The 19,127-nt window shown below is 45.0% G+C and carries 15 protein-coding genes and 2 tRNA genes; 8 read left to right on the top strand and 9 right to left on the bottom strand.

Translation table 11 applies throughout. The annotated features are described in order from the left end of the window. Positions 1-7: 7 nt before the first annotated feature. From ftsI to BFG52_RS14575, 4 genes are all read right to left on the bottom strand, one after another. Positions 8-1,837: a penicillin-binding protein PBP3 gene (gene ftsI, locus BFG52_RS14560; RefSeq protein ID WP_067557819.1), complete on the bottom strand. Its 1,830-nt coding sequence runs from the start codon at positions 1,835-1,837 to the stop codon at positions 8-10. 9 nt (positions 1,838-1,846) lie between these two features. Next, the gene (locus BFG52_RS14565) at positions 1,847-2,179 is read right to left on the bottom strand and encodes a cell division protein FtsL (RefSeq protein ID WP_067557821.1); all 333 of its coding nucleotides are present in this window, start codon (positions 2,177-2,179) and stop codon (positions 1,847-1,849) included. A 15-nt stretch (positions 2,180-2,194) separates the two neighbouring features. Then, positions 2,195-3,106 (bottom strand): 16S rRNA (cytosine(1402)-N(4))-methyltransferase RsmH, encoded by a 912-nt coding sequence (rsmH, locus tag BFG52_RS14570; RefSeq protein WP_067557824.1) that lies wholly within the window; start codon positions 3,104-3,106, stop codon positions 2,195-2,197. 251 nt (positions 3,107-3,357) lie between these two features. Continuing rightward, positions 3,358-4,377, bottom strand: a complete 1,020-nt coding sequence (locus tag BFG52_RS14575) for a sulfate ABC transporter substrate-binding protein (protein WP_067557827.1) — start codon at positions 4,375-4,377, stop codon at positions 3,358-3,360. Positions 4,378-5,119: 742 nt separating this feature from the next. Between BFG52_RS14575 and BFG52_RS14580 the strand changes: the two genes are divergently transcribed. The 5 genes from BFG52_RS14580 to BFG52_RS16695 all read left to right on the top strand — a co-directional run bounded on the left by BFG52_RS14580 (position 5,120) and on the right by BFG52_RS16695 (position 7,786). Further along, positions 5,120-5,416 carry a hypothetical protein gene (locus BFG52_RS14580; RefSeq protein WP_067557830.1) on the top strand — a complete coding sequence of 99 codons (297 nt, stop codon included), beginning with the start codon at positions 5,120-5,122 and terminating at the stop codon, positions 5,414-5,416. Positions 5,417-5,530: 114 nt separating this feature from the next. Continuing rightward, the gene (gene gltX / locus BFG52_RS14585; RefSeq protein WP_067557832.1) at positions 5,531-7,042 is read left to right on the top strand and encodes a glutamate--tRNA ligase; all 1,512 of its coding nucleotides are present in this window, start codon (positions 5,531-5,533) and stop codon (positions 7,040-7,042) included. 53 nt (positions 7,043-7,095) lie between these two features. Further along, positions 7,096-7,171, top strand: a tRNA-Ala gene (locus tag BFG52_RS14590). 33 nt (positions 7,172-7,204) lie between these two features. Beyond that, positions 7,205-7,280: transfer RNA gene (locus BFG52_RS14595), tRNA-Glu, on the top strand. Between the two features lie 164 nt (positions 7,281-7,444). After that, complete coding sequence (locus BFG52_RS16695; RefSeq protein ID WP_071890144.1) at positions 7,445-7,786, top strand: hypothetical protein; 342 nt, start codon at positions 7,445-7,447, stop codon at positions 7,784-7,786. A 171-nt stretch (positions 7,787-7,957) separates the two neighbouring features. Here the strand turns inward: BFG52_RS16695 and BFG52_RS14605 are convergent, their stop codons facing one another. From BFG52_RS14605 to ispH, 5 genes are all read right to left on the bottom strand, one after another. Further along, positions 7,958-11,173 carry an efflux RND transporter permease subunit gene (locus BFG52_RS14605; protein ID WP_067557838.1) on the bottom strand — a complete coding sequence of 1,072 codons (3,216 nt, stop codon included), beginning with the start codon at positions 11,171-11,173 and terminating at the stop codon, positions 7,958-7,960. Next, on the bottom strand, positions 11,163-12,422 hold the full coding sequence (locus BFG52_RS14610; RefSeq protein WP_067557840.1) for an efflux RND transporter periplasmic adaptor subunit: 1,260 nt from the start codon (positions 12,420-12,422) through the stop codon (positions 11,163-11,165). Before BFG52_RS14610 ends, BFG52_RS14605 begins: the two co-directional genes overlap by 11 nt. 4 nt (positions 12,423-12,426) lie before the next feature. After that, positions 12,427-13,911: a TolC family protein gene (locus BFG52_RS14615; protein WP_228703765.1), complete on the bottom strand. Its 1,485-nt coding sequence runs from the start codon at positions 13,909-13,911 to the stop codon at positions 12,427-12,429. Between the two features lie 81 nt (positions 13,912-13,992). Then, positions 13,993-14,505 carry a hypothetical protein gene (locus tag BFG52_RS14620; RefSeq protein WP_067557843.1) on the bottom strand — a complete coding sequence of 171 codons (513 nt, stop codon included), beginning with the start codon at positions 14,503-14,505 and terminating at the stop codon, positions 13,993-13,995. Between the two features lie 220 nt (positions 14,506-14,725). After that, on the bottom strand, positions 14,726-15,676 hold the full coding sequence (ispH, locus tag BFG52_RS14625; RefSeq protein WP_067557846.1) for a 4-hydroxy-3-methylbut-2-enyl diphosphate reductase: 951 nt from the start codon (positions 15,674-15,676) through the stop codon (positions 14,726-14,728). A 131-nt stretch (positions 15,677-15,807) separates the two neighbouring features. Here ispH and gmk point away from each other — a divergent pair, with 131 nt between their 5' ends. The 3 genes from gmk (at position 15,808) to BFG52_RS14640 (ending at position 19,085) form a co-directional block, all read left to right on the top strand. Continuing rightward, positions 15,808-16,437 (top strand): guanylate kinase, encoded by a 630-nt coding sequence (gene gmk, locus BFG52_RS14630; RefSeq protein WP_067557849.1) that lies wholly within the window; start codon positions 15,808-15,810, stop codon positions 16,435-16,437. A 64-nt stretch (positions 16,438-16,501) separates the two neighbouring features. Next, the gene (gene rpoZ / locus BFG52_RS14635) at positions 16,502-16,783 is read left to right on the top strand and encodes a DNA-directed RNA polymerase subunit omega (RefSeq protein ID WP_067557853.1); all 282 of its coding nucleotides are present in this window, start codon (positions 16,502-16,504) and stop codon (positions 16,781-16,783) included. A gap of 199 nt (positions 16,784-16,982) precedes the next feature. Next, positions 16,983-19,085 carry a RelA/SpoT family protein gene (locus BFG52_RS14640; RefSeq protein ID WP_067557856.1) on the top strand — a complete coding sequence of 701 codons (2,103 nt, stop codon included), beginning with the start codon at positions 16,983-16,985 and terminating at the stop codon, positions 19,083-19,085. Positions 19,086-19,127 lie beyond the last annotated feature (42 nt).

Raw genomic sequence — 19,127 nt, forward strand, 5'->3', positions numbered from 1 at the left:
ATCAAACTCATTTGGCAATCGTTGTCGTGTCCAATGGTTTATCCAGTGGAACATTGAGCAAACGCAAAGATTCTTGCATGATGCGGGCAAAGACCGGAGCGGCAACAAGCCCTCCATAGTATTGTCCACGCGGATTTTCAACCACTACAATAATGGCCAGACGCGGATCACTAATTGGTGCAACACCAGCAAATAATGCACGGTATTCACTTTTCGAATAACCACGACGATCGGCATTGAGCTTATGTGCTGTACCGGTTTTACCGCCAACACGATAACCCGGAATCACCGCACGTTTCGCTGTCCCACCCGGTAACGTCACTTGCTCTAACATTGCCAAAACTTGATCGGCAATTTTAGCATCGAGCACTTGGGTACCTTTGGGTTTTTCGGTGAGTTTATACAGGCTTAATGGATGCTGAACGCCATGATTGGCCAGCATGGCGTAGCCTTGTGCCAGTTGTAGCATGGTGGCATTTAAGCCATAACCATAGGCCATGGTACCCACTTCCGAAACATTCCATTTGCTAGGCGGTAAAATCAAGCCGGCACTTTCACCGGGGAATTTCACAGCGGAGCGCTGACCAAAGCCAATCCGTTTAAAGAAAGTTGGCAGAGTCGAATAGGGCATCGATAACGCAATCTTGGCTGACCCGACGTTAGACGACTTAATAATGACACCACTCACTGTCAGTGAATTATAGTTATGAGTATCACGAATAGTGTGATTGCCAATGCGCATACTGCCCGGGCTGACATTAATCACAGTATTGGGCGTGTATTTCCCACTTTCCAATGCGGCTGCAACCGTAAAGGGTTTCATGGTTGAGCCTGGCTCAAACATATCAATCGCACCACGGTTACGCATGGCATCTTTGTTGTGTAAGCCGTCTTTGTCATTGGGGTTGTACGATGGCCAACTACTCAATGCCAAGATTTCGCCAGTTTTGACATCGACCGCAATGGCAGAGGCTGAACGGGCATTATTGGCAACCCCTACCGCAGTAAGCTCACGGTACATAATATATTGCAAACGTGAGTCTATACTGAGGGTAATATCTTCACCCGCTTTCACCTCTTTCATGACTTCAGGTTCTTTGACCCGATTACCATGCTTATCACGGACAATACGCTGCTCACCGTCTGCACCAGCCAAACGCTGATTGAGCTTCATTTCCAGACCTTCAATCCCAACGCCTTCGCTATTGGTTAACCCGATAATCTGTGCATTGGGCTGCGGTTGCGGATAATAACGCTTGTAGCTTTTTTCAGCATATACCCCAGCAAAATTACGCTGTATGATCAGCTCAGCCTGTGCGGGTGGGACTTCTTTTTTCAAGACCAGATAACGTGATTTAGGATTGGCATTAACTTTTTTCTTCAGATCGCCACCGTCAATACCCACAGCATCGGCAAGTTCGTCTAGGCTCAAGTTTTTGGTCGGTAATTGACGTTTTAATTTGCGGCTATTGGGCTGTTTTTTCAGCTCTGCGCTAATGTTTTCAAAATCTGCTTTGGTTTCCAAATAATCCCGCGGATCGATCGCGATTTTCATGATACTGGTACTGATTGCCAAAGGAACGTCGTTACGATCTGAAATAATGCCGCGCATGGCTTTGAGCTTTTCCACACGTAAAATTTTGGCATTGGCTTTGTTTTGCAAAAAGTCTTTATTGATCACTTGTACATAAAAGGCACGCCCAACCAGCCCAATAAAGCACAACAAGACCACTCCCCACAGCAGATAGTAGCGCCACATATCCATCGCCAAAGTGGGCTTTTCGGTAATGGACTGTTTTGTTTTTTTTCGAGGAGATTTTACGCGTTGCTCAACCATGCCATTGCCTTATTTATTGTGCTCAGATTTTGCCGGTAAAGACACCACCACGGTTTCTCTTGCAGGCGGAGAATACATACGGAGCTGGGTTACCGCACGCGTTCCAATCTGAGCCGTTGCACCAAATGTTTGTTTTTCAATTAATAGTCGACCTTTTTCAGCTTTTAAATCTTCACGCTCACGTATATATGCGTTGTATTCACGGTAATCATGCCGGTAGGTAAAGACTTGTAGAACCACCATGAATGCACTGATCATAATGGCAAGGATCATCACCGCATAAGCTGCAACGCGTTTTAAATTCACCGTTGTGGGTACGACTAATTTGGTCTGTGCTTTCATCTTCAGCCTGTTGTTCTAATCTAAGCGTTCGGCAACACGTAGCCATGCACTACGTGAACGAGGATTCGCTTGTACTTCTGTATCACTGGCTCGAATTCTAGCAATTTTTTTCAGCCGGCGGGTGTCTTGTTGCTGCTGTGGCATTCCCCAATCTTGCATCTCAGCTAAGCTCGATTCTTTTTGAATAAATTGTTTAATAATACGATCTTCTAACGAATGGAAGCTAATCACTGCCAGTCTTGCTTGCGATTTTAGCAAATCTACCGCTTGAGGTAAAAAAAGTTGAATATCTTCTAGTTCTTTATTGATTTCAATGCGGATCGCTTGGAAGGTTCGTGTTGCAGGGTGTTTGTGTTTTTCCCATTTTGGATGCGCTTGTTTGACCACCTCTGCCAGCTCTGCGGTACGCTGCATAGCTCCAGCCATTTTAATCGCCTTGGCAATACGACGACTATAACGCTCCTCGCCATATTGATAAATCACATTGGCCAAATGCGTTTCATCAACTTGTTGCAACCATTGCGCCGCCGTTAGACCTTGGCTATAGTCCATACGCATATCCAATGGACCATCATGCATAAAGCTAAAGCCGCGCTCAGCCTGATCTAGTTGCGGTGAAGACACGCCCAAATCTGCCATAATGCCATCTACAGCATGAATATTTTCTACTGCCAAAGCGGTTTTTAAATCGGCAAAACTGGCATGAATAATATGAAAACGTGGGTCTTGCTGTGCCAACTCAGCAGCAACAGCCAAAGCTTGTGGGTCTTTATCAAAGGCATATAGCTTTGCATCGGCATCCAGTCTGGAGAGCAATAAACGGCTATGCCCGCCACGACCAAAAGTCGCATCGACATAAATTCCTGTATTGCGCTCTGCCAGCAGAGCATCGATTGTTTCATGAAGTAATACAGAAATATGCGACATAACTTTAATAAAATCACTAAAAAATTTAACTGAACATTATCGCTTTATTTAGGCGCTGCGCCAAACGTCTTTTTGTACGGAAATATTAAAATCCATAGAAAAATTCACTGCCACAGCCATAATTGGCGATAAAAAAAGCAGCACCGCACACCAACTGCGCAGCACTGCTTTTCAATCAAGACGATTCTTTAGCTATTCCAGCAAAACTTATAACGTTTCAGCAAAATTTCCCTTTAACGTTTTTGGTTCCTTTAACGTTTTTGGTTATAGATCTGGTCAAATACACCGCCATTCACAAAATGGGTTTGCTGTGCTTTCGCCCAGCCGCCAAAGACTTCATCTATACTAAACGTTTTCAGCTTTGGAAATTGTGCCGCATATTTGGCTAAAATTTCAGGATTACGTGGACGATAGAAATAGCGTGCGGCCATATCTTGCCCTCGTGGAGAATAGAGATAATTGATATAGCCTCGTGCGAGCCATTTATTGCCATTTTTTTCGACATTACGATCAACAATTGCCACAGAGGGTTCAGTCAAAATAGAGATCGATGGATAGACAATGTCAAACTTGTCTTTGCCCAAGGCACGTGCCGTCACCAATGCTTCGTTTTCCCAAGTCAACAACACATCGCCTATACCACGTTCCGCAAAAGTCGTCATTGAGGCACGGGCAGCAGGATCCATGACTTTAACGTTGTGGTACATCTTCGACACAAAATCACGTGCGGTGGCATCACTACCATTCGGCTGTTTTAAGGCATAGCCCCATGCAGACAGATAGATCCAACGCGGTAAACCACCCGTTTTAGGGTTTGGGGTAATAATCTCTACACCAGGACGAACCAAATCAGTCCAGTCATGGATTTTTTTGGGGTTGCCTTTACGCACCATAAATACAATGGTTGAAGTATACGGCGCTGAATTATGAGGGAATTGTTTTTGCCAGTTTTTATTGATTTGACCGGTCTTGGCGATTTCATCAATATCATTGGCCAGAGCCAGAGTCACTACATCGGCTTTTAAGCCATCGACCACAGCACGGGCTTGTTTACCAGAACCGCCATGCGACTGCTTAAAACGAACAGTCTTACCAGTACGACTTTGCCAGTACTGGGCAAAAGAGCTGTTAAATTCATCATAGAATTCACGTGTTGCATCATAGGACACATTGAGAAATTCTCGGTCTTCAGCCTGTGCAGTGTGTGCCAAGCCCAGTAAGCTCAAAGCCACCACTGCGCTGCGCCAAATATTTTGAATTGGATTTTTCATAAGCCACGCTTTTTTTAAATCAGTGAATGCAATATAGGCAATATGCCAGAGTGCTGCAATGCCATGCCACGACTTTGTCAGTCAAGCGCATGGTCAGGCAATTTACAGCCCAAACCATATGCTTAAGCCCCATAGCGAGCTGCGTCTAGGCATGACAACATCACGTTTTAATTAGTTTTTTGAGTGAACAACCTGCTTACAGTACTGAGATTTTTCACATCGTGATGCAAGAATATCTGCTAAGCAAAGAAAAATAATCGCTAAAAACTAGTCTACCGCATGCTTTGATGATTAACGCTGTTTTCTGATGGTCTTATGAATGTATTTTCAGCGCTGGCATACTGTTTTTAGAACATTTTTAGTCGAGCGGCTACGCGCTGGTCTGTGGCTGGAGCAAAGCCGGTCTGTTCGTCTATTTTTTGCCAAATAAATGAAAAAAAATGATAACTTAGCGTTTTAGAAATGCTAAAATCTCAGCTACCACTTTAATTTCATACGTATTTGTGACAAAGTGAAATACCCTTTTGACACATTGATCAAGCTACAAGTCTGATCATTTCTCTCGGTGTATTCACAGTCATCCGCTTATTGGGTCTGTTCTCTTGAAGCGAGTTGTGAGGATCGATGCACATACGACTTCCTCAATACTGCTTCTTCAATACAGACAGCCTCACTCAAACAAGGGATATGGCGAATTAGGTGTAACAACAACAAAACCAAGCTTCTAGAAAGGATATTTGAAATGAAAAGTAAGATTTTAAAAGTCCACTTTTTTGTGCTTTTAGCGCTGGGGTTTGCTGTAACGGCACAGGCAAATGCAATTCGTCATTGCACCCCCACGCCACACGCTGCTAAAATTTCACCGATCGAAAAAGCGCTGATTCAGCAGAAATGCAACAATCAACATCATCGTGACCAAGATCGTCTAAAATTGATGACCAATTTAAAAGTTGAACCCACACAGAACTTCTTAGCTGAACAACACCAGCGCTTTTCACGCTTCATACAAAGTATTTTTCAACCCGCGCAAAACTCTTAAGGCTTGACGACTGCAACAGATATACATGTCTATGCCGCAATGTAATTAAGCGCTTATGCCCAGCTGATTTTTCGTTATACTATAGCCTATTGTTCTAATTCTTGATATTTGGCTATGACTGTTCGTACTCGTATTGCTCCATCCCCTACTGGATTCCCTCACGTTGGTACCGCATATATTGCTTTATTCAATTTATGTTTTGCCAAAAAACATGGTGGTGAATTTATTCTGCGTATCGAAGATACCGACCAAGTGCGTTCTACCGCCGAATCTGAAAAAATGATTTTAGATTCACTCCGTTGGTTAGGACTCAATTGGGTTGAAGGTCCTGATATTGGCGGACCACATGCACCCTATCGTCAGTCTGAGCGCATGCATATCTACAAACAATACGCCTTAGAGCTGGTGGAAAAAGGTCATGCATTCTACTGCTTTGCTACTGCAGAAGAGCTTGATCAAATGCGTGCAGAACAACAAGCACGCGGTGAAACACCCCGTTATGATGGTCGTGGCTTGAACTTATCGGCAGAAGAAGTACAACGTCGCCTTGCAGCGGGTGAACCGCATGTCATCCGTATGAAAGTTCCTAGTGAAGGAATCTGTACCTTCAATGACCTGTTACGTGGTGAGGTCGAGATTCCTTGGGCACAAGTCGATATGCAAGTCCTACTCAAAACCGATGGCTTACCGACCTATCACTTGGCCAATGTGGTTGATGACCATCTGATGGAAATCACCCATGTTATACGCGGTGAAGAATGGATTCCATCGGCACCCAAACATCAGTTGCTATACCAGTATTTTGGTTGGGACATGCCAACGATCTGTCATATGCCCTTGCTGCGTAACCCAGATAAATCCAAACTGTCTAAACGTAAAAACCCAACATCAATCACCTATTACAAAGATATCGGTGTATTGCCTGAAGCCTTATTGAACTATTTAGGACGTATGGGCTGGTCTATGCCTGACGAACGTGAACAGTTCTCTTTGGATGAAATGATTGAACATTTCGATATTCAACGGGTTTCTCTGGGTGGACCCATCTTTGATGTAGACAAACTGAGCTGGCTCAATGGTCAATGGATCAAAGGCTTAACCCCAGCACAGTTATTAGATCGCCTCCTCAACTGGAAATCTGATCGCAATAAACTAGAAGACATCGCCGCAGCGATTCAACCCCGTATTCAGTTATTGGCCGATGCCGTCAACTGGGCTGGTTTTTATTTCAATCAATTCCCAACATTGAGCAAAGAAGATTTCGTCAGCAAAAAACTGACTGAAGAACAAGTCCGTCAAAGCCTACAGTTTGCAATCTGGCGTTTAGAAGCACTCAGCAGCTGGAATAACGATAGCGTGAGCCAGACCTTAATGGACTTGGCCGCACAAATGGAAATCAAACTACGTGATTTCATGCCCAGCTTCTTTATTGCGATCGCCGGTTCAACCAGCTCAACTCCAGTGATGCAATCGATGGTCACGCTAGGACCCGATCTCAGCTTTGCTCGACTACGTCATGCGCTTGAAATTGTTGGTGGTCCGAGCAAAAAAGAGCTTAAAGTTTGGGAAAAACACAATGAAAGCTTAAAATTGCCGAAAAATGATGCAATTGAAAGCCAAAGTTAAATTTTTTTATTGACGAGTGAACACAATCTGCTAATATGGCGCTCACACAGACTGGGGTCATAGCTCAGTTGGTAGAGCGCTACAATGGCATTGTAGAGGTCAGCAGTTCGATCCTGCTTGGCTCCACCATTTTCTAGCTCTGTTGTGTTACCTCTCGATAACGTCCCTATCGTCTAGAGGCCTAGGACATCGCCCTTTCACGGCGGCAACCGGGGTTCGAATCCCCGTAGGGACGCCAGATTCTTAAAGAAGCCACTGCATAAATCAGTGGCTTTTTTTTATTGTCTAAACGATTCGCAATAAGCGATACTATGAAATCTTTGCCGTGCTCAGTTTGCTACACCCCTCATCTAGCGCTGATCACATTCCTGTTATCAGCAACAATCAAATGATGGAGTTATGATGCAATATCGTTGCCCACAATGCCAAAGCCCTAAAATTATGCCGATGGCCAATAATCAAAATCCAGCCGCACGCCCAGAAGTGCCTAAAAGTTTAGTGATGCTCATTCCAGCATTATTTATTTTATTATTCTTGGTCGTGGTCAGCATCGGCATGTGGATTTTTGGCAATGGTCCAGGTACCACCTTGCAAAATGCCACGATCATCGTCTTTGTGATTGCTGTGATCGCAGGCTTCTTTTTTTGGCGAGATCTTCCCAACTTCAAATTGTCCATGCAAGCATTTATGAACAATAACCGTGATTGGAAATGTCGTGATTGCCAGCATGAGTGGCACATCTAATAAGCCCGCCAGATCAGCATGCAAATACACAAAAAGCAGGATCATTTCCTGCTTTTTGTACAATTTTTCTTTAAGCCATTTCTCTTTAAACAACTTTTCTTTAAGCCATTTTTCTGCTTTTGCAAGTAATGATTTTAAGCCATGCTGCCAGACCAGCAACACAGCCTTTCTTTAACCAATAGACGCTGTTGTAGATGTTGCCGCTGCACTGCCTTTTTCATTCAACCAACGATAAAGAATTGGCAGTAAAATCAAAGTCAGTAGCGTTGAAGATAAAATCCCCCCAATCACCACAGTTGCCAGTGGGCGTTGTACTTCTGCGCCAGTGCCAGTTGCCAAGGCCATCGGGACAAAGCCCAATGATGCCACACATGCCGTCATCAAGACTGGGCGTAAACGTAGCACTGCCCCCTGCCAAATGGCTTGTTGCACGGGCATTTTCTGTTGCAGCTCCTTCATAAAAGTCAGCATGACCAAACCATTCAGTACCGCCACACCAGACAAGGCAATAAAGCCGACCGCAGCCGACATCGACAAGGGGATATCACGTAACCATAAAGCAATCAGCCCGCCACACAATGCAAAAGGCACACCACTAAACACCAGCAGGCTTTCTTTCACATGATGAAAGACCGCCATCAACAAAATAAAAATCGTCAATAAAGCCATCGGCACCACAATTTGCATTCTGGCTTTGGCTGAAGCCAGATTTTCAAATTGACCGCCATATTCAATCCAGTAACCCGTTGGCAAAGCTTGCTTCGACAATTGTGCTTGTACCTCTTGCACAAAAGAGCCTAAATCTCGCCCCTGTACATTGGCAGTGACCACCACACGACGCTTGGCATTTTCACGACTGACTTGGTTTAGCCCTAAAATATTTTCCACCGTCGCCACATCTTGCAGCTGAATCAATCCACCATTGGGCAGTTGAATCGGTAAATTGGCGAGTTGTTGCGGATTCCTAGACTGCTCATCGAGGCGAATGACCAAGTCAAAACGGCGATCACCCTGTAAAATCTGCCCGATATTTTGCCCACCAATACTGGTCGCCACCAAGTCCTGAATATCACTGAGCGCCAGCCCATATTGCGCCGCCAATGCTGGGTTAACGGCGACATTGAGCAAAGGCAAGCCACTGGTTTGTTCCACATTGACTGCGGTTGCACCCGAGATACTTTGAATACTCTTGGCAATCTGCTGGGCTTGTTGATTCAGCACAGTCATATCATCACCAAAGATTTTCACCCCCAAATCACTCCGCACGCCGGAAATTAATTCATTAAAACGGAGCTCAATCGGCTGTGAAAACTCACTATTATTGCCAGGCAAAGTCGCCAAATAGTCCTGCATACGTTCACGCAATTGCTGAATACTTTGCTTGGCATCAGGCCATTGCTCACGTGCTTTCAGCAAAATAAAAGCATCAGAGATATTGGGTGGCATCACATCGGTAGCAACTTCTGCCGTACCGGTACGGGCAAAAATAGCTTTAATTTCTGGGAATTTTTGCAATAACTGTTTTTCGGTATTTTCCTGCATCCGCAAAGACTGTTCTAAGCCCGTACTCGGAGAACGCATTTGTTGTACCGCAAAGTCACCCTCGCCCAATTGAGGTGCAAACTCACTACCGATCTGCGTTGACAAGATTGCCGTTAAAAACAACAGCGAAAATGCCAAGGTCAGTACCAGATACTTACATTGATAGCCCCAGTCCAACAGTGCCTGATAATGCTTTTTCAAGGCGCTCATCCAGCGGCTTTCTTGTTCTTTGACCTGACCACGGACAAACATCGCCACAGCCGCGGGCACAAAGCTAATCGATAGGATCATGGCCCCCAATAATGCAAAGACCACCGTCGCAGCCATCGGATGGAACATTTTGGCTTCTACGCCAGTGAGCGCAAAAATCGGCAGATACACCACCAAGATGATGAGCTGACCAAAAATCAGTGGTCGACGAGCTTGTTTTGCCGCCAAAAATACTTCACGAAAGCGTTCTTGACGGCTGAGTGGACGTCCGACTTGATGTTGATACTCAGCCAAACGACGAATACAGTTTTCTACAATCACCACGGCACCATCAACAATAATGCCGAAGTCTAAAGCACCTAAGCTCATCAGGTTGGCACTAATATTCCGCTCTGCCATACCCGCCAAGGTAAACAGCATGGACAATGGAATCACGCAGGCTGTAATTAATGCGGCACGGAAATTCCCTAAAAACACAAAGAGAATCACGATGACCAAGATAGCGCCTTCTACCAGGTTTTTTTGTACCGTGGCAATCGCACGCTCAACCAAATCGGTACGGTCATATACCGTTTCAATCACCACCCCTGGGGGCAAAGCTTTTTGAATCTCGCTCAGCTTCAGATCTACCGCACGGGCGACATCGCGGCTATTTTCACCCATCATCATCATCACAATACCGAGTACTGTTTCTTCACCATTGTAGGTTGCCGCACCTGTTCTCAAGTCATGCCCAATGGCAACCTGTGCCACATCGGCGACCCGTAGCGGGGTGCTATTTTGCCCCACACTGCCAGCATCGTTGTTGAGATAAGGAATGCTGACATTTTCGATATCGGCAATGCTTTGTAGCATGCCAGGTACTCGAACGGTATACTGCTGACCATTCTCCTCAATAAAGCCTGCGCCACGGTTTTCATTGTTACGCTGTAAAGCATTTTGCAATGCCGACAAGGGAATTTGTAATTGCTGCAAACGGGTTAAATCTGGCGACACCACATAGGTCTTGTTGTAGCCACCGATGCTATTTACCTCGGCAACGCCAGCCACACGCTGTAATTGTGGTCGTATCACCCAATCCTGTATTTCCCTTAAATCCATTGCACTATAGGGCTGCCCATCGGCTTTACGCGCATCTGGTTGCGCACGCACCACCCATTGATAAATTTCACCCAAGCCCGTCGAAATCGGTGATAGGCTGGGGCGGATGCCTTCAGGCAACTCGGCAGCCACTTCTTGCAAACGCTGATTGATCAACTGCCGTGCCCAATAGATATCGGTGCCATCGGCAAAAATAATGGTGATTTGCGACAGACCATAACGGGAAATGGAACGAGTTTGTTGCAGCTTAGCCAAGCCTGCCATGGCATTTTCTATGGGATAGGTAATGCGCTGTTCAACTTCTAACGCGGTAAAACCATTGGCTTGTGCATTAATTTGGACCTGTACATTGGTAATATCGGGAACCGCATCAATGGGAAGTTTTTGATAACTCCACAGCCCTATACCGACCCAAGCCACAACCATCAGCATGACCCAAATGGCATTGCTTATTGCAAACTGAATCATCCGATCAAATAGACCTTCTGGCTTAGGAAATACGGACTGTTGCGGTTTTTCAGGTTTAATGTGCATGTGCCGCCTCCCCTTTTTCCAGCTCTGATTTCAGTAAGAAACTGCCCTGTGCCACATAAGATTGATCCTTGCGCAGCCCTTGTTTAATCTCCACCCACTGACCATCTGCAGAACTTTGTCCTAAGCTCACCACCTGCGGACTAAATTTGACCTGATCGCCTTGGTAATCTGCCACAAATACCACGCTCTTCTCTTCAAGTTGCTGCAAAGCAGCTTTACGCACACGCAATACCGTCTGTTGTTGCCGCTGTGGAATGGCAATATTAACCATCAAATTCGGACGCAATTCCTGTGCCGAAGACAAGACTTTGGCACGGACTTTTAAACGCCCTGTTTGTGCATCTGCTTCGGCACTGAGCGTTTGAATTTGCGCTTGAAAAGTGTTTTGGGTTTGTAGTGATTTAAAGCTCAGCTTTTGCTCAGGCAACACCGGTAAATTAGGATCACTGGGTATAACAAACTCAAGCCAAAGCTGGTCAAGTTGATCAATCACAAAGAGCTGTGTCGCCAATTGGATATTTTCACCCACCACAATGTCTTTTTGACTGATCACCCCAGCAATGGGGGCAGTCAAGACATAACGACCATGAGTAGAGCCCTGCGCACCGTAGGCACTTAGCCGAGACTGTGCTGCTTGTACTTGAATCTGCGCTTGTTGATAAGCATTGGCAGCACGTTGATAGTCTTGCTTAGCCGATATCCCTTGCGACCATAAGGTTTTTTCCCGTTGATATTCCTGTCGTGCCAGTTCGAGCGTACTTTGTGCCACACGTAAATTGGCTTGTTGATCGACCAAATCGGGAATGAGCAATGTTGCCAAAGCTTGTCCTTTCTGAACATGTTGCCCGAGATCAACATTAACGCGCTCTACCCGCCCTGCAAAAATCGAGGCCACATGGGCTTGACGGTCGGTATTGGCAATTAATCGTGCTGGATATTGGGTACTATTACTGACCTCTCCCATACTGGCAGTTTCTATTTTTACACCTTGTTCTGCTATCTGTTGGGCAGTGAGTCGCACCGACTGGTCTTGTTCATGCGCATGTTCATCATGCCCTGCCTCATCCGCTGTCGTCTTTTCATCTGCTTGATGGCTGTTTTGAGGCGCTGCTTGCCCATGATCATGCCCATCATCAGCCTCATGCTTGGGGTTCAACCACAAGATGAACGCAGCTAAGCCTAAAGTCAGGAGTACAACCGCAACGATCCATCGACCTTGTGAAAATTTAGCACGTGTTTGAAAACGCATCCGGTTATTCTCCTGTAGCAAAGGCTGGTATGTCTTGTATTTGTTGCCATAAAGGTTGATTTAATTGTGCTAAGGCATCCTTGGCCATGATGACACTCGGCTCAATCCCTAGACTCAAGCTCTCGGCTTCAATCGCCACTTGCCATGCATCTTTGAGCAATTGCACGCGACGTAAAGCAATCTCTTGCAATTGCGAAGTTGCCTGCTGCACATCGCTCACCGCAAATTTACCCACGTTAAAACCTTGCAAACTCTTTTGTTGCACCTGTATGGCAAGTGGTAATTGCGCTTGATCAAGTTGTTTGAACTGTGCTGTTAAGCCCGCCAAGGCTTTGACCAAGCTCGCCAATTGCAGCTGATTTTGTTGTTGATAAAACTGTTGTTCACGCGCTAAAACAGATGTTTTGACTTCAGCGATTTTGACTGCATATTGCCGCCGATCAAAAATATGCAAAGGCACAGCCAGCCCAAGCACCAGCTGATTGTCACTGGCATCGTTCGGGCTACGATTGTTTTTCATCCCGATACTGAGCGTTGGATTGGGGCGTGCCTGTGCTTGTAGCAATTTCACCTGCGCTTGCTGATATTGCTGCTGGAGTTGTCGTGATTTTTCTAACAGATTATGCGCTTGTGAACGCTGTATTTGCTCTGCGACATCATTCGGCCACAAAGAATTCGCAGCAAAATCAGACATGATGTCTTCATTTGACTCACCCCATAACTGACTCAATTGCTGAGCGGCAAGGCTGCGTTGTAAATCAACCTGTTGGTATATACGTTGATTTTCCATGTGGTTCATACGCACACGATCGACATCGACTTGGGCGACAGCACCTGCCTGATAACGCCGCTGTAAAGCTTGTACATTATCGGCACTGACCTGTAACTGTGCTAAGACCACCTCGCGCTCTAAGTCATAAATTGCCAGCTGTGACCAAAGGTATTTCACCAGCAGCGCCAGTTTTTGTTGATAGATTTGTTGTTCTAAATCTGATCGAGACTGCGCCCATTCTGCCAACTGATATTGCGCACGACGCGCTCCAAACAAATCTAAGTCTTGCGATACAGCAAAGGATAGCTCGCGGTCTTGCTCTCGATCCCAACCACTTTGTTCAACACTGATGGTTGGATTTTTCCATAATCGGCTGGCTTGTTTGTTGGCGGTATGAATCGATTGTTGGGCTTGCCATACCCCTTGTTTTGCTTGAAAAGCCTGAACTTTATCGATTGCTTGTGGCAATTTAATCCGTTGTGGCAGCGTATTGCGCTGCGTCTCTTCCAATGACTGCGATGCATTGAGTGATAGGGTGCTTGATGCGGTACTGGCTGGTGTAAGTTGCGCAACAGCCGCCTGAGCCTTCGGCATGAACAGCAATAGCGCTAATAATGCAGCATATGCTGGTCGTAATGGCTTATGCAGTTGCATCTCTTGTATGGCGTCGCTTGGCGCACTGCGCACTGCAAACAGCCCTGAATTTATTTTGGACATGAAAATGCCTCACTTTGATTCGATATAATTTGATTCGATATAAAGTGACGGACTATGACGATGGATGAGGAGCTATTCCGCCTATAGCTGATGCAGCACGGTTGGCGGTGGAACTGGACGCTTTAAGGCGGGGGACTGGTATAAATTTTCCCAGTAAAATTGTTGTGGATAAGACGGTAATTCTAAGCGCTGTAAGTCGATATCTTGTTGAGCCACCACCACATAGTGGGCAAATGAAGGGGCATGATCCTGATGATCATCAAATAAAAACTGAATTTTTGACTGCAAATCAGCCCCATCAACATCTATTGTGATCGAGTTTGTTGTTGAATGTGTTGTTGGGTCTGTCGTTGCCGAATCTACGACCTTATCGGTTGTCTTGTCTGTTGTGAGCATGCGTTGCAGCTGTTGGTCCTGCTGCTGCCATGATGCAGTATGCTGGCAGTTATAACTGCTATGATGACCAAAATGCGGTTGATGACGCTGACTTTGCCCAGCACTTTGGTGCACGCAAAACGCTGCCGCCATGTTCCAAACACTTTGAAACATGAGCAATGACAACAAGATGCTGACCCAAATTGCCAAACTTTTCACACAACAACCTCAATCTTCGATTTAAATTAGCGTTCTATCAAATAAGCAGGACTTTCGGCAATATAACAATCAAGCCCTATGTAATAAAATTACATTCACAAAAAAACCAGCAAAACTTCTGTTGCTACTTCTGTTGCTGGTTTCAGTTACACGTGAGCGGTGCGACGGCGTTGCCTAGCTTTTTGCGCACCGTCATGGATCTATCGACATCTGCTTAGCGCTAGGCTTGCGTGATCTGGATACGCAATTCTTTGGGCAGACTAAAGGTAATATTTTCCTCACGACCTTGTAACTCTTGCGGAGCAGTAGCACCCCAACTTTGTAGACGTTCCAAGACTTGGCGAATCAAAATTTCTGGTGCGGATGCACCTGCAGTGACCCCAATTTTGCTGACGTGTTCAAACCACTGTTGTTGTAATTCGTCTGCATTATCAACCAAGAAGGCTGTTTTACCCATACGCTCAGCCAATTCACGTAAGCGATTTGAGTTAGATGAATTGGGTGAACCCACCACCAAGACCACGTCACATTGTTGTGCCAAAGCCCGCACAGCATCCTGACGGTTCTGTGTGGCATAGCAAATATCGTCTTTACGTGGACCTTGAATCTGTGGGAATTTCGCTCGTAGTGCATCAATGACTTTGGCGGTATCATCAATTGATAAGGTAGTTTGTGTCACAAAGGCAACTCGCGCAGGATTAGTCACCTGCAAAGCAGCAACATCTTGTTCATCTTCAACCAAGTAAATCGCACCACCATTGCTTAGGTCATATTGTCCCATGGTGCCTTCCACTTCTGGATGACCGGCGTGACCAATCAAAATTGCCTCAATGCCTTCACGCGCGTACTTGGTCACTTCGATATGTACTTTGGTTACCAATGGGCAGGTCGCATCAAAAACTTTTAAACCGCGACGTTCAGCCTCGCGTTGTACCTCTTTAGATACCCCGTGTGCACTAAAAATCACAATATTGTCATCTGGTACTTCATCGAGTTCATCTACAAAAATAGCGCCACGCTGACGTAAGTCATCCACCACAAATTTATTGTGTACCACCTCATGGCGGACATAGATCGGTGGGTTAAAACTCTCCAATGCACGATTGACGATCGCGATGGCTCGATCTACGCCTGCACAAAAACCACGTGGATTTGCCAATACAATTTCCATAACATCCTCAATCTACATTGCAGATAAAATTTTCTTTGAGAAAAACACCAACAAACTGCGCTTTGCTATTTTGTTTGAAACGCGTCTACTCTAAAATAGAGAAGATATTTTATCATATCAGGAAAAATATCATGTCGGGTCTCTTGTTTGTCGTTTCTGCTGCATCAGGAACAGGCAAAACATCTTTGGTCAAAGCCCTACTTGAGCGTGTTAGCAACTTGCACGTTTCAGTTTCACACACCACGCGTCCACAACGCCCAGGTGAACTAGACGGTGTGCATTACCATTTTACGGGTAAAGAAGACTTTATTGCACAAGTAGCGCAAGGTAATTTTATCGAATATGCTGAAGTATTCGGCAATTACTACGGCACGGCCTTTGCCACAGTGCGTGACCAGCTTGCCAAAGGACATGACGTCTTATTAGAAATTGATTGGCAAGGTGCCGAGCAAGTACGTAAATTATTCCCTGAGTCACGTCAAATTTTTATTTTGCCACCCAGCCAATTCGATTTACGTCAACGCCTGTCTAACCGTGGCACCGACTCGGTTGAAGTAATTGAACATCGCCTCAGCTGTGCGGTAGAAGACATGCGTCAATACAGCAACTTTGACTATATTATTTTAAATGACGACTTCAACAAAGCCTTGCATGATCTTGAATCGGTGATCAATGCCAATCGTTTAACGCAAGGACAACAGGCAAAACGTCATCAAGAATTAATTCAAAAATTAATCACCCCGCAAAGCCCAGACGCTTGAGTCTACAGAGAAAGCATTTTATACTGCGCAGTCTGAATATTTTTTGCAAGCACACGAGAACTGTATGGCACGCGTAACCGTTGAAGATTGTTTAAACCACGTAGACAACCGTTTTGAATTGGTACTGGTCGCAAGCAAACGTGCGCGTCAATTGGCACGTCAAGGCATTGAACCAACTTTAGAATGGGACAATGATAAACCGACTGTTGTTGCGCTACGTGAAATTGCAGCTGGTCATGTGACCAAAGACATTTTAAAACAACGTGATCAAGACTACCAAAGTTCAAGTTTAGACCTTGCACTTTCTGCAAATAGTCTGAACTTGGATGGTTTTTCATTCCAATAAGCTAAAAATAGCTTGCCGAAAGCCTAGTATTGCACTAGGCTTTTTTGTTTATGCATTTTAGTTTATGGTTAGACAAGATTCTTTTTATTTGATAAAAAAATATTCTTGTACCAAGCAAATTAGTAATTTACGCGATATGCTTTTTATTATACAAATATAGAAAAGTATATCCTCCCGTTAATTCCAATAGGTAGACTCTATGCCAGGCGATGATGTCAGACGTGCCAAGCAGCAACTTCAGCTTATTATCGACGCGTATTTAAACCAAAGCGACGTTGAGCGAGTGCTTGCAGCCTGCGATTATGCTGATATTGCACATACTGGCGTCACCCGTAAAAGTGGTGAGCCCTATATTATTCACCCTATTTCTGTGAGCTGTATTTTGGCACACATGCGTTTGGATGCCGAAACATTAATGGCGGCCTTATTGCATGATGTGATTGAAGACACCGACTTCACCAAAGATGACATCACCACCCAATTTAGTAAGACCGTTGCCGAACTGGTCGATGGCGTGACCAAACTCAGCCATTCCAGTGATAAAGAATATAATAAAGCCGCATCCTTCCGAAAAATTTTACAAGCAACCCTACAAGACCCCCGCGTCATCATTATTAAATTGGCCGATCGTTATCACAACATGACCACCTTAGAGTCATTACGTCCAGATAAACGCGCCCGTATTGCCCAAGAAACCTATGATATTTTTGTGCCGATGGCACGCTTGGTGGGCATGAATGAAATGGCCGACAACTTAGAACATCTCTGTTATCAAAATCTTGATTTAGATATGTTCACCAATATTCAAAATGCCCTACAACACACCAAGCCTGAACGCTGCAAATACCAAGCCATTTGGGAAAAAAATCTAGCCGGTATTTTAGACAACTATCATCTCGAAGGTCGCATCAAAAAGAAAAATAACAATATCGAATTACTGCGCCATTTCTTTAAAAATGAAATCAACCTCCAAGAACTCACCCATAGTCACGCTTTTGAAATTATTTTACAGAACATCGCGGACTGTGACCGTTTAGTCGATGCACTGCGTGAAACTTTCCAAGTACTGCATTATGAAGATCATATTCGTCGCCCCTTACCTGGCGGCAATCAATCGCTCAAACTCAAACTCAAAGGTGAAAAAACGGCGTTATCGCTAACCATCCAAACTGAGTTAATGCGTAAAGCAGCGCGCTTTGGTGTGGTCTTAGGCGAGAATGCACCGCAAGCCTGTCGCTCCGTCATCCAGGCATCGATGCAAAATCTCAACGTCTTGGTCGACAGTAATTGTGCTAAAACCACATTTAGTGATTTACTCGATTATTTACATCAGGAAAAAATTTGGGTTTATACCCCGCATGGTCAGTTGCATGAACTCCCCCAAGGAGCAACGGTGGTCGACTTTGCGTACTCAGCAAGTTTATTCCTCGGTAACCATGCTGTGGGCGCCAAAATTAATGGTGAAATCAAACCGCTTTCAACCCCACTACTCAGTGGTCAAGTAATTGAAATTATTACGGACGTTCTGGCAACACCAAATCCTGACTGGCTCAGCTTCATCAATACCCAAAAAGCCCGCCGCGCACTACAAAATATTTTACGTGAACAAGACATTGAAGAGCAGATTTTAGTTGGTGAACAAGCACTGAACCGTGCGCTAAAACTGTTTAATGTCAGCATTAATGACCTTTCAGAATACGAATGGAAAGATCTGTTAGAGTGGCGGCATATCAGTGATAAAGACGTACTCTTTCAACAAATTGCGGTCGGTGATTTATTACCGCAATTGGTCGCCAACCATCTTTTCTCTCAAGATCATGGGCAAGAATCTCATTCGAGCCGACTGATTTTAGGTACCGATGGCGTAGACGTAAAATATGCCCATTGCTGTAACCCTGTGATTGGCGACCCAATCCAAGGGCATTTATCACGGCGTGGTTTGATTGTACATCGCAATCGTTGCCACAATATTTTGCATGAACAACATCTACATCCCGAAAACATTATGCCCCTGCATTGGGCAAGTGAAGATGTCGATGACGTCAGCTTTAATGCTTTTCTCTGTATCGACATGCTGCTGGATGATGAACAAATTTCTGACCTGATTTATCAGTGCCGCAAAGCCAAAACTGGGGTAGAGTCTGTTTATACCCAAGATGACAAGACTTATGTCAATATCGTGGTCAATGACCGCAATCAAATTGCCAAAATTATTCGTGAACTGCGCATGCACTTTGGTTTTCCACGTATTACCCGTTTGGGAATGCCTGCAACCCATAGCCAACTCAACAAGGTTGGTTAGGGAATAATCAAAACAAGTTCATACAGATCAATTGCTTGTGCT

The organism is Acinetobacter larvae, from assembly GCF_001704115.1.
GTDB lineage: Bacteria > Pseudomonadota > Gammaproteobacteria > Pseudomonadales > Moraxellaceae > Acinetobacter > Acinetobacter larvae.

Bases quoted from the DNA above. Each gene is read 5' to 3' on its own strand.
- ftsI (WP_067557819.1), bottom strand. From the start codon at position 1,837: ATGGTTGAGCAACGCGTAAAATCTCCTCGAAAAAAAACAAAACAGTCC.
- rsmH (WP_067557824.1), bottom strand. From the start codon at position 3,106: ATGTCGCATATTTCTGTATTACTTCATGAAACAATCGATGCTCTGCTG.
- ispH (WP_067557846.1), bottom strand. From the start codon at position 15,676: ATGGAAATTGTATTGGCAAATCCACGTGGTTTTTGTGCAGGCGTAGAT.
- rpoZ (WP_067557853.1), top strand. From the start codon at position 16,502: ATGGCACGCGTAACCGTTGAAGATTGTTTAAACCACGTAGACAACCGT.
- BFG52_RS14615 (WP_228703765.1), bottom strand. From the start codon at position 13,911: ATGTCCAAAATAAATTCAGGGCTGTTTGCAGTGCGCAGTGCGCCAAGC.
- BFG52_RS14565 (WP_067557821.1), bottom strand. From the start codon at position 2,179: ATGAAAGCACAGACCAAATTAGTCGTACCCACAACGGTGAATTTAAAA.
- gmk (WP_067557849.1), top strand. From the start codon at position 15,808: ATGTCGGGTCTCTTGTTTGTCGTTTCTGCTGCATCAGGAACAGGCAAA.
- BFG52_RS14610 (WP_067557840.1), bottom strand. From the start codon at position 12,422: ATGCGTTTTCAAACACGTGCTAAATTTTCACAAGGTCGATGGATCGTT.
- BFG52_RS14640 (WP_067557856.1), top strand. From the start codon at position 16,983: ATGCCAGGCGATGATGTCAGACGTGCCAAGCAGCAACTTCAGCTTATT.
- gltX (WP_067557832.1), top strand. From the start codon at position 5,531: ATGACTGTTCGTACTCGTATTGCTCCATCCCCTACTGGATTCCCTCAC.
- BFG52_RS14605 (WP_067557838.1), bottom strand. From the start codon at position 11,173: ATGCACATTAAACCTGAAAAACCGCAACAGTCCGTATTTCCTAAGCCA.
- BFG52_RS14580 (WP_067557830.1), top strand. From the start codon at position 5,120: ATGAAAAGTAAGATTTTAAAAGTCCACTTTTTTGTGCTTTTAGCGCTG.
- BFG52_RS14575 (WP_067557827.1), bottom strand. From the start codon at position 4,377: ATGAAAAATCCAATTCAAAATATTTGGCGCAGCGCAGTGGTGGCTTTG.
- BFG52_RS16695 (WP_071890144.1), top strand. From the start codon at position 7,445: ATGCAATATCGTTGCCCACAATGCCAAAGCCCTAAAATTATGCCGATG.